Genomic DNA, 19,352 nt, shown 5'->3' on the forward strand with positions numbered 1-19,352 from the left:
ATGTATAAGTCATTAATTCGTCCGCTGCTATTCAAATTTGATCCAGAAAAAGTTCATTATTTCACATTCGATCTAATCAAATTTATATCCAAAATCCCATTTGTAACTGCTTTGATTCGATCAAGATATCAAGTAAAAGGTATTGGTTTACAAAGAGAGGTATTTGGTTTAAAATTTAAGAACCCTGTGGGTCTCGCGGCAGGATTTGATAAAAACGCCGTACTGTATAATGAATTAGCGGATTTTGGTTTTGGTTTCATAGAAATAGGAACTGTAACGCCAAAAGCTCAGGAAGGTAACCCAAAGAAAAGGTTATTTCGTTTGAAGGATGATAAAGGTATTATCAATAGAATGGGGTTTAATAATAAAGGGTTAGAAGCCGCTATTCAACAACTTCAAAAAAATAAGCATAAAGTAATTATAGGAGGTAATATTGGTAAGAACACGCAAACACTTCCCGAAAATTATACAGAAGACTATTTGGAATGTTTTAATGCCTTGCATCCTTATGTAGACTATTTTGTACTTAATGTGAGTTGTCCCAATGTAAGTAGTCATGCAAAATTAAATGATAAAGAATATCTTACAGAATTGATACAAGAGGTGCAAAAAGCAAATCATGTCTTTGATACACAAAAACCGATAGTCCTTAAAATTGCTCCAGATCTTAATCCAACACAGTTGGACGAAATTGTGGAGTTGGTTTTAGAAACTAAGCTTGATGGAGTAATAGCCAGTAATACTTCGGTAAGCAGAGATGGATTGAAAGCTTCAGAAGAACGCTTAAAAGAAATAGGTAATGGAGGATTAAGTGGACAGCCAATAAAAGATAAAAGCACCGAGGTAATACGCCATTTGTCTGAAAAAAGTAATAAAGCATTTCCTATTATAGGAGTTGGAGGAATACATTCAGCCAAAGATGCTTTAGAAAAATTGGATGCAGGTGCAAGTTTGGTGCAGCTCTATACAGGATTTATATATGAAGGACCAAAGTTGGTAAAGGATATAAATAAAGCCTTACTTCGTAAATAATATTCTATGGATATTATTAACTACGAAATCCTTTATACGTTTGCTTTGAGTACTTTGATATTATCATTGTCTCCCGGACCAGACAATATTTTTGTGTTGATGCAAAGTATGGTCAACGGGAAAAAAAACGGACTGGCTGTAGTGCTGGGGTTAATGACTGGTTGTTTGATTCATACTTCACTGGTTGCCTTTGGGGTTTCTGCCATTATCGAAAAAAGTCCTACACTTTTCTTTATCATTAAATTATTTGGTGCGCTGTATTTGTTTTTTTTAGCTTACAAAGTATATAAAAGCGATGCAGCTATTCAATTATCAGAAAATAGTTTGCCAGATAAAAGCTTAGGGCAGTTGTTTAGACAAGGATTTATGATGAATGTTTTAAATCCTAAAGTATCTATATTCTTCCTGGCGTATTTTCCATTGTTTTTGTTTAGCGAATCGATGAATAAAGTCGCGCAATTTTATGTTTTGGGTATGATCTTTATTCTGGTTTCTTTTGTAATTTTTGGATCGATCGCTATTTTGGCTGGTACTATTGCTGAATACCTGAAAAAGAATACAAAAATTGGGTTGGTTTTAAAATGGTTACAAATCCTAGTGTTTGTAGCGATTGGTGTTTTTGTTCTTTTTTCTGAAAAATAAGGATATACAAAAAGCCCTCAGTGATAGAAGGCTTTTTGATAGAGTCATATTTTATATACTTCTAAAAAGTACATTGGTTTGCTGCGTTATTGCATTCGGTTTGAATGCTTGCTAGTCTGTTTCTAAACTCTGCAGAATTACCAATGCCATTTGCAACGGCTCTAATTCCTCGATCATAAAAAACGGTAGTCCAATATTTTCCGCCATTTACATCGGGTTCTCTAAGAAGTAAGCCTCGATAGGCGATATAAATAAACTTATGTACTTCTACACTGTTTAGGTTATTTCTCGATAGAAAACTGTGGTACTGAGAATTCCATTTTACATTGGCTTCGTTTGATGTGATAAACCCTTTAGCAAGGTCATCGAACCCTTGAGTAAGAAGAACTTGAATCCAACCATTAACCACTTGTGCATTTTCTGGACACCTTCTTAGGTAAGATAAGTATGCTAGTCTAACTACACAGTGTGCATCAAATGTGGGAGGTTGCGGAATGTTTGGAGGTGTAAAATCAGGATAATCTGGTAAAGGGAAACGTTTCTCTGGAGAATCAATAGTATCTACTGCTTCAATGGAGTCATTAAGATCTTCCTCTTTTTCACAGGAAACTACAATAAATAGTCCTAAAAATAAAGGAATTAATATAAGGTTACGTAATCTAGAAATTGGTGTGTTCATAATACTGTTGTTTTTGTGATTTTATATGTGAAATGGTTTAAAATTTATGATTAGGTATAAGGAACACTGCTTTGGGAAAATTCCCAAAACAGCGTCCATTTGGATTAACCATCAACATCAATAACATCAAAACAGATGTAGACACCGCCAACCCAATCACATACCATATTATCTTCCGCACCTCCTTTAATTGTTTTTGTTTGTTCTTTGCGTAACACTTTTATTCCTTCGATGTTAAAAAATTGACTTCTTTTCATGTTATATAATTTAGTGATAGCCTTACTCTTTTTTAGGATTTTCAGATTCCTCCTTGTTTGATAATAATTTGTGCATTGTAAAAGACTCTGTTATCAAAGTTAGATTGTTATAGGTCTTAAAAACAAGAGTTTAGAGTCTGGTTTCCGGAATGAAGAGTAGGGTTTCCGGAAAGCAGACCTTGTAGTTTTTTCCTTGAGAATTGTATGTAAGACCCCTAGAAATGTGATATGTTTTAGAAATGCTAAGTGATAAAATGGTATATTTACTACTCATCAATCAATAATATAATCTGCCAAATGTTTTGGTAACCGTACTTTCGTTTTGCCTGCTTTTTTATAGGGTGAACATCTAGAAATATTTCAACATTTGGAGGTGTTACATATTCTTAAAACCTAATGAATACAACTGTGCGCATAATACGGCTTATCGTTCTTTTAAGTTGTTTGAATCCTGCATTTTCTCAATCTTTCGAAGAGCATTTCGTTATGCCCGATTCTCTTAAAAAGTATTCTTATAACGAAACGTACAAAATTTATGAGTTGTATTATGAAGATACTCTCAAATCTAAAGTGCTCCTAAGGTCATGTTTAGAAAAGGCCAAAGCAAATGTTGATAGTATTAAAATGGCCAGAGTCTATAATCAGCTTTTTTACTATGTAAATAATGATTCATTAAAACTTGATTTTCTAGACAAATCGATTAAACTTAGTGAAACAATAAATCACAAGTTATTTCCAGCGTATTCGTACTCAAATAAGGGAGGGTTTTATTTGGGTAAATGGGATTTCGAGAAAGCTTTGGATAATTATCTCGAGGCCTTAGCATTTTCTAAGAAAAATAAAAATGAGGATTTTCAATATCTAACCCAGCACAATATAGGTATTATAAAGAGCAAGTTAGGGAAGCATAAGGAAGCATTGGGCATTTTTAGGGATTGTCTGAAATATGAATTAAAAAAGGGGATTACAGACACCCTTGATTACCTTGATATCATGGTTGATTTAACCGAATCGTATAGTAAGAATAACTTAGTAGATTCCTCAAACTATTATCTAAAAAAAGTATTGCCGATTTCAAAAAGATATGATACAGGTTTATATTCGAAATTTACCTTCATAAAAGGGTTGAATTTTTATTATCAACAAAAAAATGAAGAGGCAAAGGAAAGTTTTAAGGAAGCTTTACCGTATTTATCTCAGTTAGCAGATAAAAGAGAAATGGTAAACACATATTTTTATCTTGGAAAAATTAATGAAACTTTATCAAATAATACTACTTCGGTTACTTACTATAAAAAGGTAGATTCAATATTACAAAAAACTGAGTTTATAACACCCGAGGTAAGAGAAGGGTATTTGTTCCTAATAGATAGTTACAAGGCTAAGCGAGATTTTAAAAATCAGCTGTTTTATGTAGATAGATTACTCGCATTTGATAGTATTATGCTCAAGAATAATACTCAGGTAAATGAAAAATTGATCAAACAATATGATACAGCTAAACTTCTTGCCGAAAAAGAAAAACTAATAGCTGCTATTTATGATAAAAATTCAAATTTTAAACTTTATATCTGGGTACTTGTAGTTATAGTTTTAAGTTTGATGATCCTCTTTTATTATCAGTTTCAAAAAAGAAAATTATATGCGCAACGGTTTAGTGTATTTATGGAATCTGAAAGCTCGAAAATTGAAAAAACGGCCAATGAGTCTAAGTTAGATACTAAAGTTTTAGAAGTTAAAAAGTTAAAGATCGCTGAAGAAATCAAGGAAGATATTTTACGTAAAATTGAAAGATTCGAAGAGAATAAAGAATACCTAGAACCAAATATTACTACAAATAGTCTGGCTGAACGTTTTAAGACCAACAGCAAGTATGTTTCAAGAATAGTTAATATTTATAAAGAGAAAAATTTTAAAAATTACGTTAATGATTTAAGAATAGACTATCTGATACAAGAATTAAAAACCAATAAAAAGTTTAGAAACTATACTATAAAGGCTATTTCTAGTGAAATAGGATTTAATACTACTGAAGCGTTTTCTAAATATTTTCATAAAAAAACGGGATTATACCCTTCTTATTTCATCAAAAAAATGTCGGAATATCAGGATGAACCCGAGGTAAACGTCTAATGTGAATTGATTTGTTTTTTTGGTGGTCTGATTTCCGGAAACCAGACATTTAAAGGCTAAGATTACTACTTTAACTCTAAGGAATGTCATACTTTTAGAGTAACAATTCTAAAACTCAATCACATGAAAACGAATAGAAAAAAAAGAAAATTAATTCTAGAAAAACATCAAATTGCCAAAATTAATGATCTTCATGCCATAAAAGGAGGAGGTATTGTTACTTTGGTTCAGGATCTTACAAGAAGTTTTAGACCGACCTGTACTTGCCCTTAATAAATCGGCAATTTATGTTCTTTGTTTACAGTCGGTGAATCACTATGATGTACCAAAAGTGCTGAAAATAAGTTTTTGGCACTTTTTTAATTCTAAACTATTATTAAGATAGGAAAAGAATTTTCAAAAGATTTCAATTGTATGAACATCATGAGTTACTCTTCGCGAATTATCTCTATGGGTTATAAAATTTTGTCAAGAAGTTTAGGAATTCTTCTAATTCTGAAAAATAATTATACTTTTATAGTCAAAATTGAAAATCTTCTATTTTGATTCGCTAAAATGGTCGAAAAAGTAAAAATTATTGAATGCCCGAGAGATGCCATGCAGGGCATTAAAGATTTTATTCCTACCGATAAAAAGGTACAGTATATCCAATCGTTATTACGGTGTGGATTCGATACTATCGATTTTGGTAGTTTTGTATCTCCAAAAGCAATACCGCAAATGGTAGATACGGCCGAGGTATTGTCTCGATTAGATTTGTCGACTACCCAAAGTAAACTACTTGCTATTATCGCCAATGTGAGAGGAGCAAATGATGCGGCTAAACATGAGCCGATAGATTATTTAGGCTACCCTTTTTCGATTTCAGAAAATTTTCAAATGCGTAATACGCATAAAACAATTGTACAATCTGTAGAAACACTCAAAGAAATCTTAGATATAGCCAATGCTGCAAACAAAAAAGTAGTAGCGTATTTGTCGATGGGTTTTGGTAATCCGTATGGAGACCCATGGAATGTTGAGATCGTAGGGGAGTGGACAGAAAAGCTTAGTGCAATGGGGGTGCAAATTTTATCGCTCTCTGATACCGTAGGAACATCTACTCCAGAAATTATAGACTATTTGTATTCAAATCTAATTCCTAAATATCCAAATATAGAATTTGGAGCACATTTACATACAACACCTACGACTTGGTTCGAAAAGGTTGATGCTGCTTATAAGGCAGGGTGCAGGAGATTCGATGGTGCGATACAAGGTTTTGGAGGCTGCCCAATGGCGAAGGATGAACTTACTGGAAACATGCCAACAGAGCGTATGATTTCTTACTTTACTTCGGTAAAAGCAGATACCAATATTAGAACATTAAGTTTTGAGTCTTCGCATAACGAAGCCACGAAAATATTTAGTACATATCATTAAACAACCATATATGAAGGGCATTATAAAGAAAGTAGGATTAGTATTGGTAATTGCATTGGTCGTTATGCAGTTTATTAGACCTGATAAAAATGAATCTGGATATGAATCGGTAGCTTTTTTCGAAAAAGAGACACAACCTACTGCAGAATTACAAACTATCTTAAAAGATAAATGCTACGATTGTCATAGTAACCAAACGGTGTATCCTTGGTATTCAAATATTGCTCCAGTGTCTTATTGGATCTCTCATCATGTAGAAGAAGGGAAAGAACATTTTAATGTTTCAGATTGGGATTCTTATTCTGTAAAAAAGAAAGATCATAAACTTGAAGAATTGGTTGAAGAGGTTGAGGAAGGAGAGATGCCACTAGATTCTTATACTTGGCTTCATGGTAACTTAACTGAAGATGAAAAAAATGTACTGATAGATTGGGTAAACAGGGTTAGAAAACAATATTCTGTAAGTCAGTAAGTTGTGTTGGGTGTTAATGGTTTAACCTTTCTTTTTAAACGTACTTCAAGGTTAAATTAACTTTAAATTTATTTAGATTTAGTATAAATAAAGTTTGTTTGTAGTGTTTATATCTATATATTTGCGCTCAAATAATTAACTATTTAAATTAAGTCTAAATTAAATATAATGAAAATCAATAGCTTACAGGGGTTACTTTACATACTAGCAATACTCTCACTAGTAGCTTGTAATTCTGATGATGATTCTACCATAGAAATTAGTGAACCTGCAACATACGTTTTTGAACGTAATGGGGAAAGTACAGTAAGTTTTGGAGGGCAAACGACAAGAATTAAAATGTCTCAAGAGATTATAGATGCTCTTAAGAATAATACTCTTGCAGATGCAGAAGCTACCATAGATGCAATGTTCGCACATGTTGAAGGGGCAAACGATTTTTCTGAAGCAGATCTTAATGCATCAGATAAAAGTGTAAGAAGTAAAACGGCTGCTTCAAGAGATTTCTTTTTTGATAATGCTACCGATGCCGCTGCAATTAAATCAGATTTTGATGGTTGGATCCAGAGTCAGGTAGATGAGGTATTTCCAAACTGGGGAACTACTGCTGTAGCTGGTACCGCTGGAGTACTTCAAGAAGCAGGAGGAGGATCTAATAGATATGTAAATGCAAAAGGATTAGAGTTAAATCAAGCATTTAATAAAGGTTTGATAGGAGCTTTGATGGTAGACCAAGCCTTGAATAACTATTTGGGAACGGCTATTCTTGATGAAGCAGAAAACAGACAAAATAACGATAACGAGGTGGTTGCCGAAGGAAAAGTTTATACTACTATGGAGCATAAATGGGATGAAGCCTATGGTTATGCTTATGGAACTTCAGCAAATTTGACTAATCCTAATCCTACAATTGGAGATGATGATAGTTTCTTAAATAAATATATTGGTAGAGTAGAGGAAGATCCAGATTTTGAAGGAATTGCAGCAGATATTTTCAATGCTTTCAAATTAGGTAGAGCAGCAATCGTAGCTAAGCAATATGATGTTCGCGATCAACAGTCTGCGATTCTTAGAACGAAAATTTCAGAAGTAATTGGAATAAGAGCTGTTTACTATTTACAACAAGGAAAAAATGGTTTGGAAGAATCTACCATAGATTATGGTAGTGTTTTTCACGACCTTTCTGAAGGATACGGGTTCATCTATAGTTTACAGTTTACTAGAAATCCTGATACCGACGCACCTTACTTTACTAGAGCTGAAGTGCAAGGGTTTATCTCTCAGTTGATGAATGGTACTAATGGATTATGGGATGTGACTCCTGCTACACTTGACGCAGTGTCAGACGCAATAGCTGCTAAATTTGACTTTACAGTTGCGCAGGCTGGTAGCACCAACTAATTAAACAAAACATAAAATGATAAAAAAAGAGGTGGGAAAACAACATGTTTCAACCTCTTTTTTTACATTTGCAAAACTTATTAAGAATAAATAAAAATAAATATGAAAAAGTATTTGTTCTCCGCATTCGCAATATTGGTGTTATCCTGGAGTTGTTCGTCGGGTGATGATGCAGATGAAACCACGGGGGATAGTTTTGATAGAGAAGCAATGCTGGTTAATTTGGCTGATAATATTATTATTCCTGCATATCAGAGTTTTTCTTTGGATATGACAGCTTTAAAAAATGCTACGACTACATTTACTGCAACTTCAGATGAGACAAATTTAGTAGCACTTAGGTCTGCTTGGTCAGATGCATTCATTTCCTGGCAATCGGTAAGCTTATTCGAAATAGGAAAAGCTGAAGAAGTTTCGTTTAGAAACTTCATGAACGTATATCCTGTTAATTCAACAAATATTGAAACAAATATTTCTTCAGAATCTTATGATTTAGCTACTGTTGCGGCTCAGGATGAACAAGGTTTTGGTAGTTTAGACTACCTTATAAACGGTCTTGCGACTACAGATGCTGGCATTGTTGCTTTTTATACAGATGCTACTAATGGAGACAAGTATAAGAACTACTTAACAGATTTAGTAAATAGAATGGATACCTTAACCAATGAAGTAGTAACCGATTGGACAGGTAATTTCAGAACAACTTTTGTTAATAATAATGGTTCTTCGGCAACTAGTTCTGTAGATAAAATTGCTAACGATTTTATTTTCCATTATGAAAAGCATCTTAGAGCTGGGAAAATAGGAATTCCTGCCGGAGTATTTGCTACAGAAACCTTTGATGATAAAGTAGAGGCATTTTATAAAGGTGATTTTTCCAAAGCTCTTTTCAATGCTAATCTTGATGCGATGCAAGATTTCTTTAATGGAAAACATTTTGGAGGTAGTGCTACAGGAGCAAGTTTTAGATCGTATTTAGATTTCTTGAATACTATTAAGGATGGAGAGGATCTAGCAAAAATTATAGATGACCAATTTAATATAACTAGGACCACTGCAGCAGGTTTAGGAAATGATTTTGCCAATCAGGTGCGTACCAATAATACTTTAATGCTCAATACTTATGATGAGCTTCAGAAAAACGTGGTTCATATGAAAGTAGATATGCTTCAAGCACTTTCAATTAAAGTCGATTTCGTTGATGCAGATGGAGATTAATCGTATTTAAATTATATATAATTAATAGTTTTAAAAAATATATTCAAAAAAATACAGAGGCTGCACCACTTGCAGTCTTTCGTATTTTTTTTGGGTTAATGATGCTAGTGAGTATCATTCGTTTTTGGAGCTACGGCTGGATCGATAAATTATATATTCAACCTAATTTTTTCTTTTCTTATTTTGGATTCGATTTTATTAAACCCTTAGGAGTATATACCTATTTTGTTTTTGCTATTTGTGGAATCTCCTCTGTTTTTGTGGCACTAGGTTATAAGTATAGAATAGCTATTACCGCATTCTTTTTAAGTTTTACCTATATAGAATTGATGGATAAAACTACCTATCTGAATCACTATTATTTTATTAGTATTCTTAGTTTTCTTCTCATATTCTTACCAGCAAATGCGTATTATTCTTTAGATGCCAAACAAAAAGGAGTTTCTTATCAGCAAATTCCAAAATGGACAATCGATACGATTAAATTAATACTGGGGATTGTTTATTTTTATGCGGGCCTTGCCAAACTTAATTCAGATTGGTTGGTAAAAGCAATGCCTCTTAAGATTTGGTTACCTTCAAAATACAGTATCCCGTTACTAGGTGATTTGCTGCAGCAAGAATGGATGCATTATGTGTTTAGTTATTTTGGGGCTATTTATGATCTTACCATACCTTTTTTACTCTTATATCGAAGAACCAGAATAGTGGCATTTATTTTTGTGGTGATATTTCATGTGCTTACCAGAGTACTCTTCCCAATAGGTATGTTTCCATATATCATGATCATTAGTACTTTGATATTTTTTGATGCTAAATTACATCATGGAATACTATATTTTATTTCAAAATGGTTTAAAATAAGTAAGGAAAAATTTGATTCACAGAAAACACTGGTTTTTAATACATTCCGGCACAAACTTTTGCTCTTATTTGTGTCGATTTTTTTTGTAATTCAATTACTTTTGCCGTTTCGATATTTACTCTATCCAGGGGAATTGTTTTGGACAGAAGAAGGATTTAGATTTTCGTGGAGGGTAATGCTTATTGAGAAGGCAGGATATGCAAATTTTAAAATTGTAGATGGTAAAACAGGTAAGAGATTTTATGTTGATAATGATGATTTTCTTACCTCATTTCAACAAAAGCAAATGGCAACGCAACCAGATTTTATACTGCAATATGCCCACTATCTTAAAGAGCATTTCGAAAGTCAGGGACATCAAAATATCGAGGTATATGTAGAAAGTTATGTGGCTCTCAATGGAAGGTTGAGCAGTCCCTACATAGATCCGGAAGTGGATTTAACAAAACAAAAAGAGTCATTTAAACATAAAACATGGATTATTCCATTTAAAGATGAAATTAAGGGATTATAAAGTATTTTTTTTAGTAGTTTTTATTAGCGGCTACACATTTTCACAATACAAAATAACAGGTAAGGTTGTAGATGAAGCTAATAAAGCCATAGAGAATGCAGAAGTATATAACCAGAATACCGGGGCACAAGTGGTAACAGATAATGATGGTAATTTTGTGTTTAATGATATAGAACCGGGAGATTATGTGATCACTGTTTTTAGCTATGATTTTGAAATCTTGGAAAAACAAATTAAGGTCGAACAAGATACTACGATTTCATTTACTCTTGCTCCTTTAGACGAAAAGCTTTCAGAAGTGTTAATCACTCAGAGAAGGGCAAAAATTTTCGGCCTAAAACAATTAAAACCAATCGAAGGAACAGCTATATATGCCGGTAAGAAAAGTGAAGTGGTTCTATTGGAGAATGCATTAGGGAACTTAGCTTCAAACAATGCCAGAGAAATTTATTCTCAGGTGGTTGGGTTAAATATTTATGAAAACAGTGTTGGTGGGTTGCAACTAAATATTGGAGGAAGAGGTTTGGACCCTAATCGTACTGCAAATTTTAATACAAGACAAAACGGATACGATATCAGTGCAGATGTTTTAGGATACCCAGAAAGTTATTATACTCCGCCAGCCGAGGCTCTTAGTGAAATTCAAGTGGTTCGTGGTGCAGCGTCTTTACAATATGGAACGCAATTTGGGGGGCTAATCAACTTTAAAATGAAACAGCCAAATCCCAATAAAAAAATAGAATTAGTTTCAAGACAATCCTTTGGAGCGTTTAATGCATTCAGTAGTTTTAATAGCTTAGGTGGTACAGTAGGTAAATTGAGTTACTATACCTATTTTAATTATAAAACTGGAGATGGATTTAGACCCAACTCAGAATTTGATTCTAAAAATATTTATGCAAACATAGGATATCAAATTTCAGATAAAACAAAATTGACCGGGGAGTTTACCTATTTAGATTACTTGGCACAGCAACCTGGAGGTTTAACAGATACCCAATTTGAATTGGATCCAGATGTGAGTAATCGCACGCGTAACTGGTTTGAGGTAGATTGGAAATTATTTTCGTTAAAACTTGAACATAAATTCTCAGAGAAAACAGATTTCAGTGTTAACCTTTTTGCATTAGATGCTTCAAGAAAAGCATTGGGTTTTAGAGGAATACCTACAGATCTAAATTCTAACCCGATTACCGCACCTGATGAAACTGATGTAAACGGAGTTTTTGTGACACCTAGAGACCTAATTGTAGGTAATTTTAGAAATTGGGGAGCAGAAACACGACTACTGCATAGATACGATCTTCTCGGGAGAGAATCTGTATTTTTGATAGGTGCAAAATATTACCAGTCTGATAATAGCTCAAGACAAGGTCCAGGTAGTTTGGGAACAGATGCGAACTTTGATTTTCAAAATGTAACATTCCCAGATTATCCAAATCAGTCTACATTCGATTTCCCAAATCAAAATATTGCTGTCTTTGGTGAACATATATTTAATATTACCGATAAACTGTCGATAACACCAGGGGCAAGATTTGAATACATTAAGACTCAGGCCGATGGTACTTATAATAATGTGATTTTTGATAATGCTGGGAACCCAATTAGTAATACATTAGAGACCGATGACGAAACGTTAGAGAGGTCATTTGTGCTTCTGGGTTTAGGATCTAGCTATAAATTTAATACTAGTCTTGAGGCATATGCCAATATATCTCAAAACTATAGATCGGTAACTTTTAATGATATTCGAATAGTAAATCCAACCTTTGTGATTCGACCAGATATTAGTGATGAAGAAGGTTTTACAGCAGATATAGGCCTTCGAGGAAAATTGAATAATCTACTAAGTTATGATGCTAGTGTTTTTGGATTGTGGTATCAAGATAGAATAGGTGAGATATTTAATGATAGAGCACAGAGAGTTCGAGGTAATATAGGTGATGCGTTTATATATGGTATTGAGAGTTATGTGAATTGGAATATTGCGAATACGTTTCTCTCTGATAATACCAACTACGTTTTCAATGCTTTTACCAACCTGGCTATAACAGACTCAGAATACACCAAATCTGAACAGCCCATAGAGGGTAATAAGGTCGAATTTATACCTTTGGTCAACTTTAAAACAGGAATTGGTTTTGGGTACAAGAACTTTTTAGGAAGCATTCAATTTACGCATTTATCTGAACAATTTACAGAGGTAACCAATGCTGATAGAGGTATTACCGGGAGTAGAGAAGAAGGTACTCTAGGTAAGATTCCTGCATATTCTATAGTTGATATATCATTTTCATACACATACAAGAAATTTAAGTTAGAAACAGGGATTAATAATCTTTTAGATGAAAGCTATTTTACGCAAAGAGCTACTGGATATCCTGGTCCTGGAATTATACCAGCTGCACCTTTATCTTGGTACACAACTCTTCAATTTAAGTTCTAATTAGTAAATAATTTAACCTTTGTTTACCCAAAGAATTAACTTTTGTTCAATCATATATACAAGTTAAATTCTATACATTTGGTCAAAATCCATGAGTTATGAGAGATTTTAAAGAATACGACGAGGTAATGACTAGCTATTATGCAAAGATGTCTAACTATGTTTTGCCTTTATTGTCTTGGGAGTTCTATGGAGAAAATCATATTGCTTTACAAGCATACAAAGATGATTTAGTAACGCTGAATCAAATCACTAAAAATTGGGACTTTGAAAAGAATTACATAGAAGAACTTGTAGATAAAGAGTCAGTAATTGTAATTACCAATACAGATTTGAAAATTGTTTATGCTTCTAAAAATATAGAAAAGCTCAACGGGTATTCTCCAGAAGAAGTTATAGGTAATTCTCCTAAAATGTTTCAGGGAGCAGATACCTGTGCAGAAACCACAAAGACCGTGCGAGCAGCGGTAGATAATGCAGCGCCTTTTGAAGTCTCTATCTTAAACTACAGAAAAGATAAAACACCCTATGTTTGTCTTATCAAAGGATTCCCAATTCTCAATAAGAAAGGGAAATTAATAAACTATATCGCTTTTGAAAAGGCAGCATAAGTAATTCTTCAAGTTTTTATAACATTTTATGATCTATAGATTTTGATAAATTATAGTTCATAGCACATTATGCTTAATAATTTACTTACATTAGTTGTAATTAAAATTTCAAGTATGATAGCAGAGATAGAAACGTTGTTAAACGAACAAATAAAATATGAGGCGAAAGCTTCTGCACAATACCTTTCAATGGCTTGCTGGGCAGATACTAATGGATATAATGGGGTTGCAGACTTTTTTTATACACAGTCTGAAGAAGAGCGGGTACATATGACAAAGTTGGTAAAGTTTATTAACGAACGCAACGGACATGCAATAATTCCAGCTGTAGAAAAACCTAGAGATGATTTTAAATCATTAATGGAGCTTTTTGAAACCTTTCTTGAAAGTGAAGAGTTTGTCACTTCAAAGATTAATAATATCATTTATCAATGCCTTCAGCTTAAAGACTATAATGTCCATAATTTTATGCAATGGTATGTTGCAGAACAGTTAGAAGAAGAGGCAGTTGCCAGAACATTACTAGATAAAATGAAAATTATTGGAGACGATAAATCTGGACATTATTTGTTTGATCGGGATATCAATGGTTTTCAAATAGAGGAAGAGCCTAAATAGTTGTTAATAAGTTAATAAAGAAAAAATGAAGATTCTTTTTATGAGAATCTTTTTTTTATATTTTTGTGCTTTATTTAGATTTATTAAAAATAATAAAGTGCATAGTTCAGATATTCCATCATTGTATTCTCCTTGTGTTGTTGCCGATTGCAGTGTGGCTTGTGGAGGAAAAAAGAAAAAATGTTGTAAGAAGTACAAGAAAAAGGGGAAAACAAATTGTAAAAGATGTCCTAAACTGTAGTAGTAACTAACATAACATATCATGGAAGCAGTTCCATTTTTGGCACGGAGGTATTTTTACCTCCGTTTTTTATGGTTTAGTTTTAATATGTGGATAATATACCAGGGCAATAAGTAATGGGATAATTCATAATATTTATAGTATATTTAGTAGCGCTATGAAAAAGATAATACCTACATTATTATTTATCCTAATGGGATTTCAATTGATAAGTGCCCAGGAATGGTTAAATGACTTCGAAATAGCTAAAAAAATTGCTGTAGAGAACGATAGACCTATAGTTCTTGTTTTTGCAGGATCAGATTGGTGTATACCTTGTATTAAACTGGAACGACAAATCTTGCACACCGAAGAATTTAAAACTTATGCAAAAGATCATTATGTTCTTCTAAAAGCGGATTTTCCAAGGAAAAGAAAAAATCAGTTACCGCAAGATATACAACGACAAAATGCTAGCTTGGCAGAGGAATATAATAGAAGTGGAGGATTCCCTATGGTTGTAGTGTTGGACAAAACAGGACAAAAACTGGGTGAGATAGGATATGAAAAAGTTACCCCCTCAGCCTACATAGAATCGCTAAACACTTTGATAAAATAATATAGTAAATACCTTTATATTGATTAGATATCTTGTGGGATGCGCAAAAACAACTCCTCATCTTCATTAAATTATAATATAGTACAAATGAAAAAGACTTTTGTGGTTTTAATTTGTTTTGTATTTGGTCACCAAACTTTCTCACAGTCTATTTATAAACGTACACTTAAGTTAATGGGGAGTCGGTTCGATATTACCGTAGTAGCAGAAGAAAAGGTAGTAGCAGAAGGTTTTATTAACGATGCCATAGTTGAGATTCAACGCATTGAACGGTTAATTTCCTCTTGGGATCCTTCTTCTCAAACATCTATGATTAATAGAAGTGCAGGAATTAAACCTGTGCAAGTAGATCCTGAACTTTTGAGCCTGATACAAAGAGCTATAGGTATTTCTAAACTAACCGATGGGGCATTTGATATTAGTTATGCATCTATGGATAAAATATGGAAATTTGATGGAAGTATGAAAAATATCCCCGAAGCAGATGTGATTAAAGCATCGGTTTCAAAAGTTGGTTTCCAAAATATTATTATCGATAAAGAAAAATCAACAGTATATTTATTAAATAAAGGTATGAAAATAGGCTTTGGAGCATTAGGAAAAGGGTATGCAGCAGACCAGGCAAAAGAACTTTTAATAAACAAGGGAGTTCAGTCAGGAATTATAAATGCTTCTGGAGATATGAATACTTGGGGCAAACAGCCAGATGGAACAGATTGGAAAGTTGCCATTACTAATCCTTTGAATAAAGAAAATGCATTCGCATTATTACCTGTGGTAAATAAAGCTGTAGTTACTTCTGGCAATTACGAAAAATATGTAACTTTTAACGGGAAAAGATACTCGCATATTATTGATCCCAGAACAGGATACCCTGCTCAAGGTATTGTAAGTGCTACTGTTTTTGCTCCTAAAGCAGAATTAGCCGATGCGTTGGCTACATCGTTATTTGTTATGGGAAAAGAAGTTGGGGTCGATAGGGTAAATCAATTGCAAGGTATTGAATGTATTATTATAGATGAAAATGGAGATGTGTTTACCTCGGAAAATATAAAAATAGAAAACTAATCTTTTGAATAGAAAAGAATATTGTCATGAAATATAAATTGGTTTTATCTGCTGTAGTATTGTTTTCTTTACTTAGCTCTTGTGTAGTAGTGAAGGAGTATGAAAAAGTACAAATTAATGATCCTGATATGGAGTTGGCCTCAAAAAAATGTGACCGATTTGAAACTAATTTTCAAGCATACAGAGAATCGGCTGCAGGGGGTAACGGAGGAAGAACCGGAGGAGGTTGCGGTTGTAACTAATACAAATCGATATCAATTGCTACGGCTAAATATAAACCTATAAAATTTTATCTATTGAAACTATTTTTCCTTCTTATTACGCTTTTCTCAACTGTTTTGATTTCTGCTCAGGGTGATAATCAAAAAGAAACCGAGCCTTATAAAAAAAGGGTTCTAGAAGCTACCGAAGTAGACTATCTTATGAGTTACTATACTCAGGACGGAGATAATGCAGCCGTTACAGGAGGATTAGGAACAGAAGAACTCAATGATATCACACCAACAATTGTAGTTTCTATTCCATTAAATGATGATGATGTATTAACCATAGACGCCAGTGTATCCGCATATACCTCGGCCTCTTCTAGCAATGTTAATCCTTTTGATGGAAATGGATTGGCAAATCCATTTGTAGAATCCTCGGGAGCTTCAGGAGATGACATCTTAACCACAATTACCGGAACCTACAGCCATAGTAGTGATGATCGTAACAAGATATGGTCTGCAAATGCATCTGTGGCTAACGAGTATGATTATTTCTCTATAGGTTTTGGAGGAAGTTATACGATGCTTTTCAATGAGAAAAACACCGAAGTTAGTATCAAAGGAAATGTTTTTTTAGATAACTGGAATGCTATTTATCCTTCAGAATTAAGAGATAATCCGGCGTTTACACCTTTTACCGATGAAACTAGAAATTCATATTCTTTAGGGTTAGGGTTTTCTCAAATTTTATCAAAAAAAATGCAAGGATCAATAGCGGTAGATATCATTCAACAAGAAGGACTATTATCAACACCTTTTCAACGAGTACTATTTTCTGATATTGCCGATGTGGTTGTGCAAGAATTTACACTAGGTGATGATGTTGAGCGTTTGCCAGATTCACGGTCAAAAATCGCGATTGGAGGTAGGTTACATTATTATGTGAATGAAATACTTGCGATACGTACCTTTTACAGATGGTATGTTGATGATTGGGGTATAAATTCGCATACAGCCAGTGTAGAAATACCAATTAAAATATCTGATAAGTTTACAATATACCCTAGTTACCGTTTCTATATGCAAACTGCAGCCGATTATTTTGAACCTTTTAATGAGCATTTATCTACAGAGGAGTTTTATACTTCAGACTTTGATTTGTCAGATTTTAATGCGAATCAATATGGCTTTGGAGTTAGTTATACCGATATCTTTACAAAAATGAATCTTTGGAAATTTGGTTTAAAAAGTATAGACCTCAGATTTCGCCAGTATGAACGTAATTCTGGACTAAGTGCAAGTTTGTTTTCTGGAGGTTTAAGTTTTGTTATGCAATAGTAAGCAAGTTTTGGGTTTTACAAGATGAGACTTACCTATACATTTATATTGTTTTTAAAGTAATATAAAGATGACATCGCAAGAAGAAGTTAATTACAATCGTATTGCCGAAGCGATTACTTATATCAAAGAAAATTTTAAAGATCAGCCTGCACTCGAAGAGGTAGCAGAAAAGGTTCATATAAGTTCATTTCATTTTCAACGATTGTTTACGAATTGGGCAGGAGTAAGTCCTAAAAAGTTTTTACAATATACCAGCGTTGAATATGCAAAGGAAATTCTTAAGAATCAAGAAACTACTTTGTTTGATGCTGCCTATGAAACAGGTCTATCAGGAACAGGGAGACTCCATGATTTATTTGTTAAAATAGAAGGAATGACCCCCGGTGAGTATAAAAATGAAGGCAAAAGTCTATGTATCAATTATAGTTTTGCCGAGACTCCTTTCGGGAAAGTAATTGTAGCATCAACAAAAAAGGGAATTTGTCATATGGCATTTGTAAAAATCGAAGCAGAGGCATTTTTAAATTTACAAGGTCAATTTCCAAAAGCAGAATTCATTCAGTTGGTTGATAAGGTTCAACAAAGTGCATTACAGATTTTTACAAAAGATTGGAAAAACCTTGATGAAATTAAATTACATCTTCGAGGTACAGATTTTCAGTTAAAAGTATGGAATGCTTTATTAAAAATTCCAAAGGGAGCTTTAACTACTTATAGCACTATTGCAGAACATATTCATAATCCCAAAGCGTTAAGAGCGGTTGGAACTGCCGTTGGGAATAATCCCGTAGCCTTTTTGATTCCTTGTCATCGAGTAATAAAATCTAATGGTGATTTTGGGCAATATCATTGGGGAGAAGTACGTAAAACCGCCATGATTGGTTGGGAGGCTTGCAACAATAAAGTTGGTTGAGCAAGTTTTGGGTGGTATAACCCATATGTCGAATGCATCTTTGTGTAAATATTTAAAACTGTAAAGATGAATACGTTTAAGATAGTACCAATAACAGAAAAGTTTGCATCAAAAATCAGAAATACCAAAAGAGATAATTTCAACAATGAAGTAATAGAAGAGGTTGCTACAGGATATGGACCTTGTAGAGTTTCTCTGCAACCGTTTGTGCCCGGTAAAGATATTCGACTGTTATTAAGTCATAGTCCTTTCGATATCAATAATTCGTTTAATCAACCAGGGCCTGTTTTTATTCATAAAAAAGAAGTTAGACCATACCAGGATATTCATAGATTTCCTAAAGAAATAAAAGCAGATAAGAAAAACTTTCCTTTATCACTTATAGGGTATAGTAATGATCAAAAAATGATGATTACTGAGTTGGTAGGAGAACGGGATGTAGATCAATTAATTTCTGAAATCTTTGAAGAAAATCCTATGGTAGCATATTTACATGCTAGAAATTCTGAAGCGTGTTGTTTTATATGCAAGATTGAAAGAGTTAATTAGTAGAGTAGCCATTCTATATTGAAAAAGGAGATACAGTAAAATGTATCCCCTTTTCGCCATTTACGTTATAGATAAGTTATGGGTGTTTATAATAAAAACGCATTAAAAGAGGAATACCCTACC

General features: G+C 33.4%; 20 protein-coding genes. 18 read left to right on the forward strand and 2 right to left on the reverse strand.

What is annotated here, in order from left to right; all coding sequences use genetic code 11:
- Together M0D21_RS14065 and M0D21_RS14070 are read left to right on the forward strand one after the other, a co-directional pair.
- Nucleotides 1-1,032, forward strand: coding sequence for a quinone-dependent dihydroorotate dehydrogenase (locus M0D21_RS14065; protein ID WP_248330613.1), 1,032 nt, complete (start codon nucleotides 1-3; stop codon nucleotides 1,030-1,032).
- A gap of 6 nt (nucleotides 1,033-1,038) precedes the next feature.
- Nucleotides 1,039-1,674: a LysE family translocator gene (locus M0D21_RS14070; RefSeq protein ID WP_248330615.1), complete on the forward strand. Its 636-nt coding sequence runs from the start codon at nucleotides 1,039-1,041 to the stop codon at nucleotides 1,672-1,674.
- Nucleotides 1,675-1,735: 61 nt separating this feature from the next.
- On the opposite strand, the gene M0D21_RS14075 is transcribed toward M0D21_RS14070, so the two are convergent.
- Nucleotides 1,736-2,353 carry a DUF4214 domain-containing protein gene (locus M0D21_RS14075; protein WP_248330617.1) on the reverse strand — a complete coding sequence of 206 codons (618 nt, stop codon included), beginning with the start codon at nucleotides 2,351-2,353 and terminating at the stop codon, nucleotides 1,736-1,738.
- 104 nt (nucleotides 2,354-2,457) lie between these two features.
- Nucleotides 2,458-2,610 (reverse strand): hypothetical protein, encoded by a 153-nt coding sequence (locus tag M0D21_RS14080; RefSeq protein ID WP_248330619.1) that lies wholly within the window; start codon nucleotides 2,608-2,610, stop codon nucleotides 2,458-2,460.
- Between the two features lie 396 nt (nucleotides 2,611-3,006).
- On the opposite strand from M0D21_RS14080, the gene M0D21_RS14085 reads away from it, so the two are divergent.
- The 16 genes from M0D21_RS14085 (at nucleotide 3,007) to M0D21_RS14160 (ending at nucleotide 19,229) form a co-directional block, all read left to right on the forward strand.
- A complete protein-coding gene (locus M0D21_RS14085; protein ID WP_248330620.1) occupies nucleotides 3,007-4,743 on the forward strand; it encodes an AraC family transcriptional regulator in 1,737 nt (578 codons plus the stop codon).
- Between the two features lie 123 nt (nucleotides 4,744-4,866).
- Nucleotides 4,867-5,016 (forward strand): hypothetical protein, encoded by a 150-nt coding sequence (locus M0D21_RS14090; RefSeq protein WP_248330622.1) that lies wholly within the window; start codon nucleotides 4,867-4,869, stop codon nucleotides 5,014-5,016.
- A gap of 282 nt (nucleotides 5,017-5,298) precedes the next feature.
- The gene (locus M0D21_RS14095; RefSeq protein WP_248330624.1) at nucleotides 5,299-6,165 is read left to right on the forward strand and encodes a hydroxymethylglutaryl-CoA lyase; all 867 of its coding nucleotides are present in this window, start codon (nucleotides 5,299-5,301) and stop codon (nucleotides 6,163-6,165) included.
- 10 nt (nucleotides 6,166-6,175) lie between these two features.
- A complete protein-coding gene (locus M0D21_RS14100; protein ID WP_248330626.1) occupies nucleotides 6,176-6,637 on the forward strand; it encodes a heme-binding domain-containing protein in 462 nt (153 codons plus the stop codon).
- Nucleotides 6,638-6,805: 168 nt separating this feature from the next.
- Nucleotides 6,806-8,038 carry a DUF4856 domain-containing protein gene (locus M0D21_RS14105; protein WP_248330628.1) on the forward strand — a complete coding sequence of 411 codons (1,233 nt, stop codon included), beginning with the start codon at nucleotides 6,806-6,808 and terminating at the stop codon, nucleotides 8,036-8,038.
- 102 nt (nucleotides 8,039-8,140) lie between these two features.
- Complete coding sequence (locus M0D21_RS14110; protein WP_248330630.1) at nucleotides 8,141-9,256, forward strand: imelysin family protein; 1,116 nt, start codon at nucleotides 8,141-8,143, stop codon at nucleotides 9,254-9,256.
- A 98-nt stretch (nucleotides 9,257-9,354) separates the two neighbouring features.
- On the forward strand, nucleotides 9,355-10,635 hold the full coding sequence (locus M0D21_RS14115; protein ID WP_394802467.1) for an HTTM domain-containing protein: 1,281 nt from the start codon (nucleotides 9,355-9,357) through the stop codon (nucleotides 10,633-10,635).
- On the forward strand, nucleotides 10,616-13,084 hold the full coding sequence (locus M0D21_RS14120; protein WP_248330632.1) for a TonB-dependent receptor domain-containing protein: 2,469 nt from the start codon (nucleotides 10,616-10,618) through the stop codon (nucleotides 13,082-13,084). Before M0D21_RS14115 ends, M0D21_RS14120 begins: the two co-directional genes overlap by 20 nt.
- A gap of 98 nt (nucleotides 13,085-13,182) precedes the next feature.
- The gene (locus M0D21_RS14125; RefSeq protein WP_248330634.1) at nucleotides 13,183-13,695 is read left to right on the forward strand and encodes a PAS domain-containing protein; all 513 of its coding nucleotides are present in this window, start codon (nucleotides 13,183-13,185) and stop codon (nucleotides 13,693-13,695) included.
- A 114-nt stretch (nucleotides 13,696-13,809) separates the two neighbouring features.
- On the forward strand, nucleotides 13,810-14,313 hold the full coding sequence (locus M0D21_RS14130) for a ferritin (RefSeq protein ID WP_248330636.1): 504 nt from the start codon (nucleotides 13,810-13,812) through the stop codon (nucleotides 14,311-14,313).
- Nucleotides 14,314-14,711: 398 nt separating this feature from the next.
- The gene (locus M0D21_RS14135) at nucleotides 14,712-15,152 is read left to right on the forward strand and encodes a thioredoxin family protein (RefSeq protein ID WP_248330637.1); all 441 of its coding nucleotides are present in this window, start codon (nucleotides 14,712-14,714) and stop codon (nucleotides 15,150-15,152) included.
- Between the two features lie 87 nt (nucleotides 15,153-15,239).
- On the forward strand, nucleotides 15,240-16,220 hold the full coding sequence (locus M0D21_RS14140) for an FAD:protein FMN transferase (RefSeq protein ID WP_248330638.1): 981 nt from the start codon (nucleotides 15,240-15,242) through the stop codon (nucleotides 16,218-16,220).
- A gap of 26 nt (nucleotides 16,221-16,246) precedes the next feature.
- Nucleotides 16,247-16,462: a DUF4266 domain-containing protein gene (locus tag M0D21_RS14145; RefSeq protein WP_248330639.1), complete on the forward strand. Its 216-nt coding sequence runs from the start codon at nucleotides 16,247-16,249 to the stop codon at nucleotides 16,460-16,462.
- A gap of 54 nt (nucleotides 16,463-16,516) precedes the next feature.
- Nucleotides 16,517-17,764: a DUF3570 domain-containing protein gene (locus M0D21_RS14150; protein ID WP_394802468.1), complete on the forward strand. Its 1,248-nt coding sequence runs from the start codon at nucleotides 16,517-16,519 to the stop codon at nucleotides 17,762-17,764.
- Between the two features lie 70 nt (nucleotides 17,765-17,834).
- Nucleotides 17,835-18,680, forward strand: a complete 846-nt coding sequence (locus M0D21_RS14155) for a bifunctional helix-turn-helix domain-containing protein/methylated-DNA--[protein]-cysteine S-methyltransferase (RefSeq protein WP_248330640.1) — start codon at nucleotides 17,835-17,837, stop codon at nucleotides 18,678-18,680.
- Between the two features lie 66 nt (nucleotides 18,681-18,746).
- Complete coding sequence (locus M0D21_RS14160) at nucleotides 18,747-19,229, forward strand: DUF1203 domain-containing protein (RefSeq protein WP_248330641.1); 483 nt, start codon at nucleotides 18,747-18,749, stop codon at nucleotides 19,227-19,229.
- Nucleotides 19,230-19,352: the final 123 nt, after the last annotated feature.

Source organism: Aquimarina acroporae, from assembly GCF_023195925.1.
Taxonomy (GTDB): Bacteria; Bacteroidota; Bacteroidia; order Flavobacteriales; family Flavobacteriaceae; genus Aquimarina; species Aquimarina acroporae.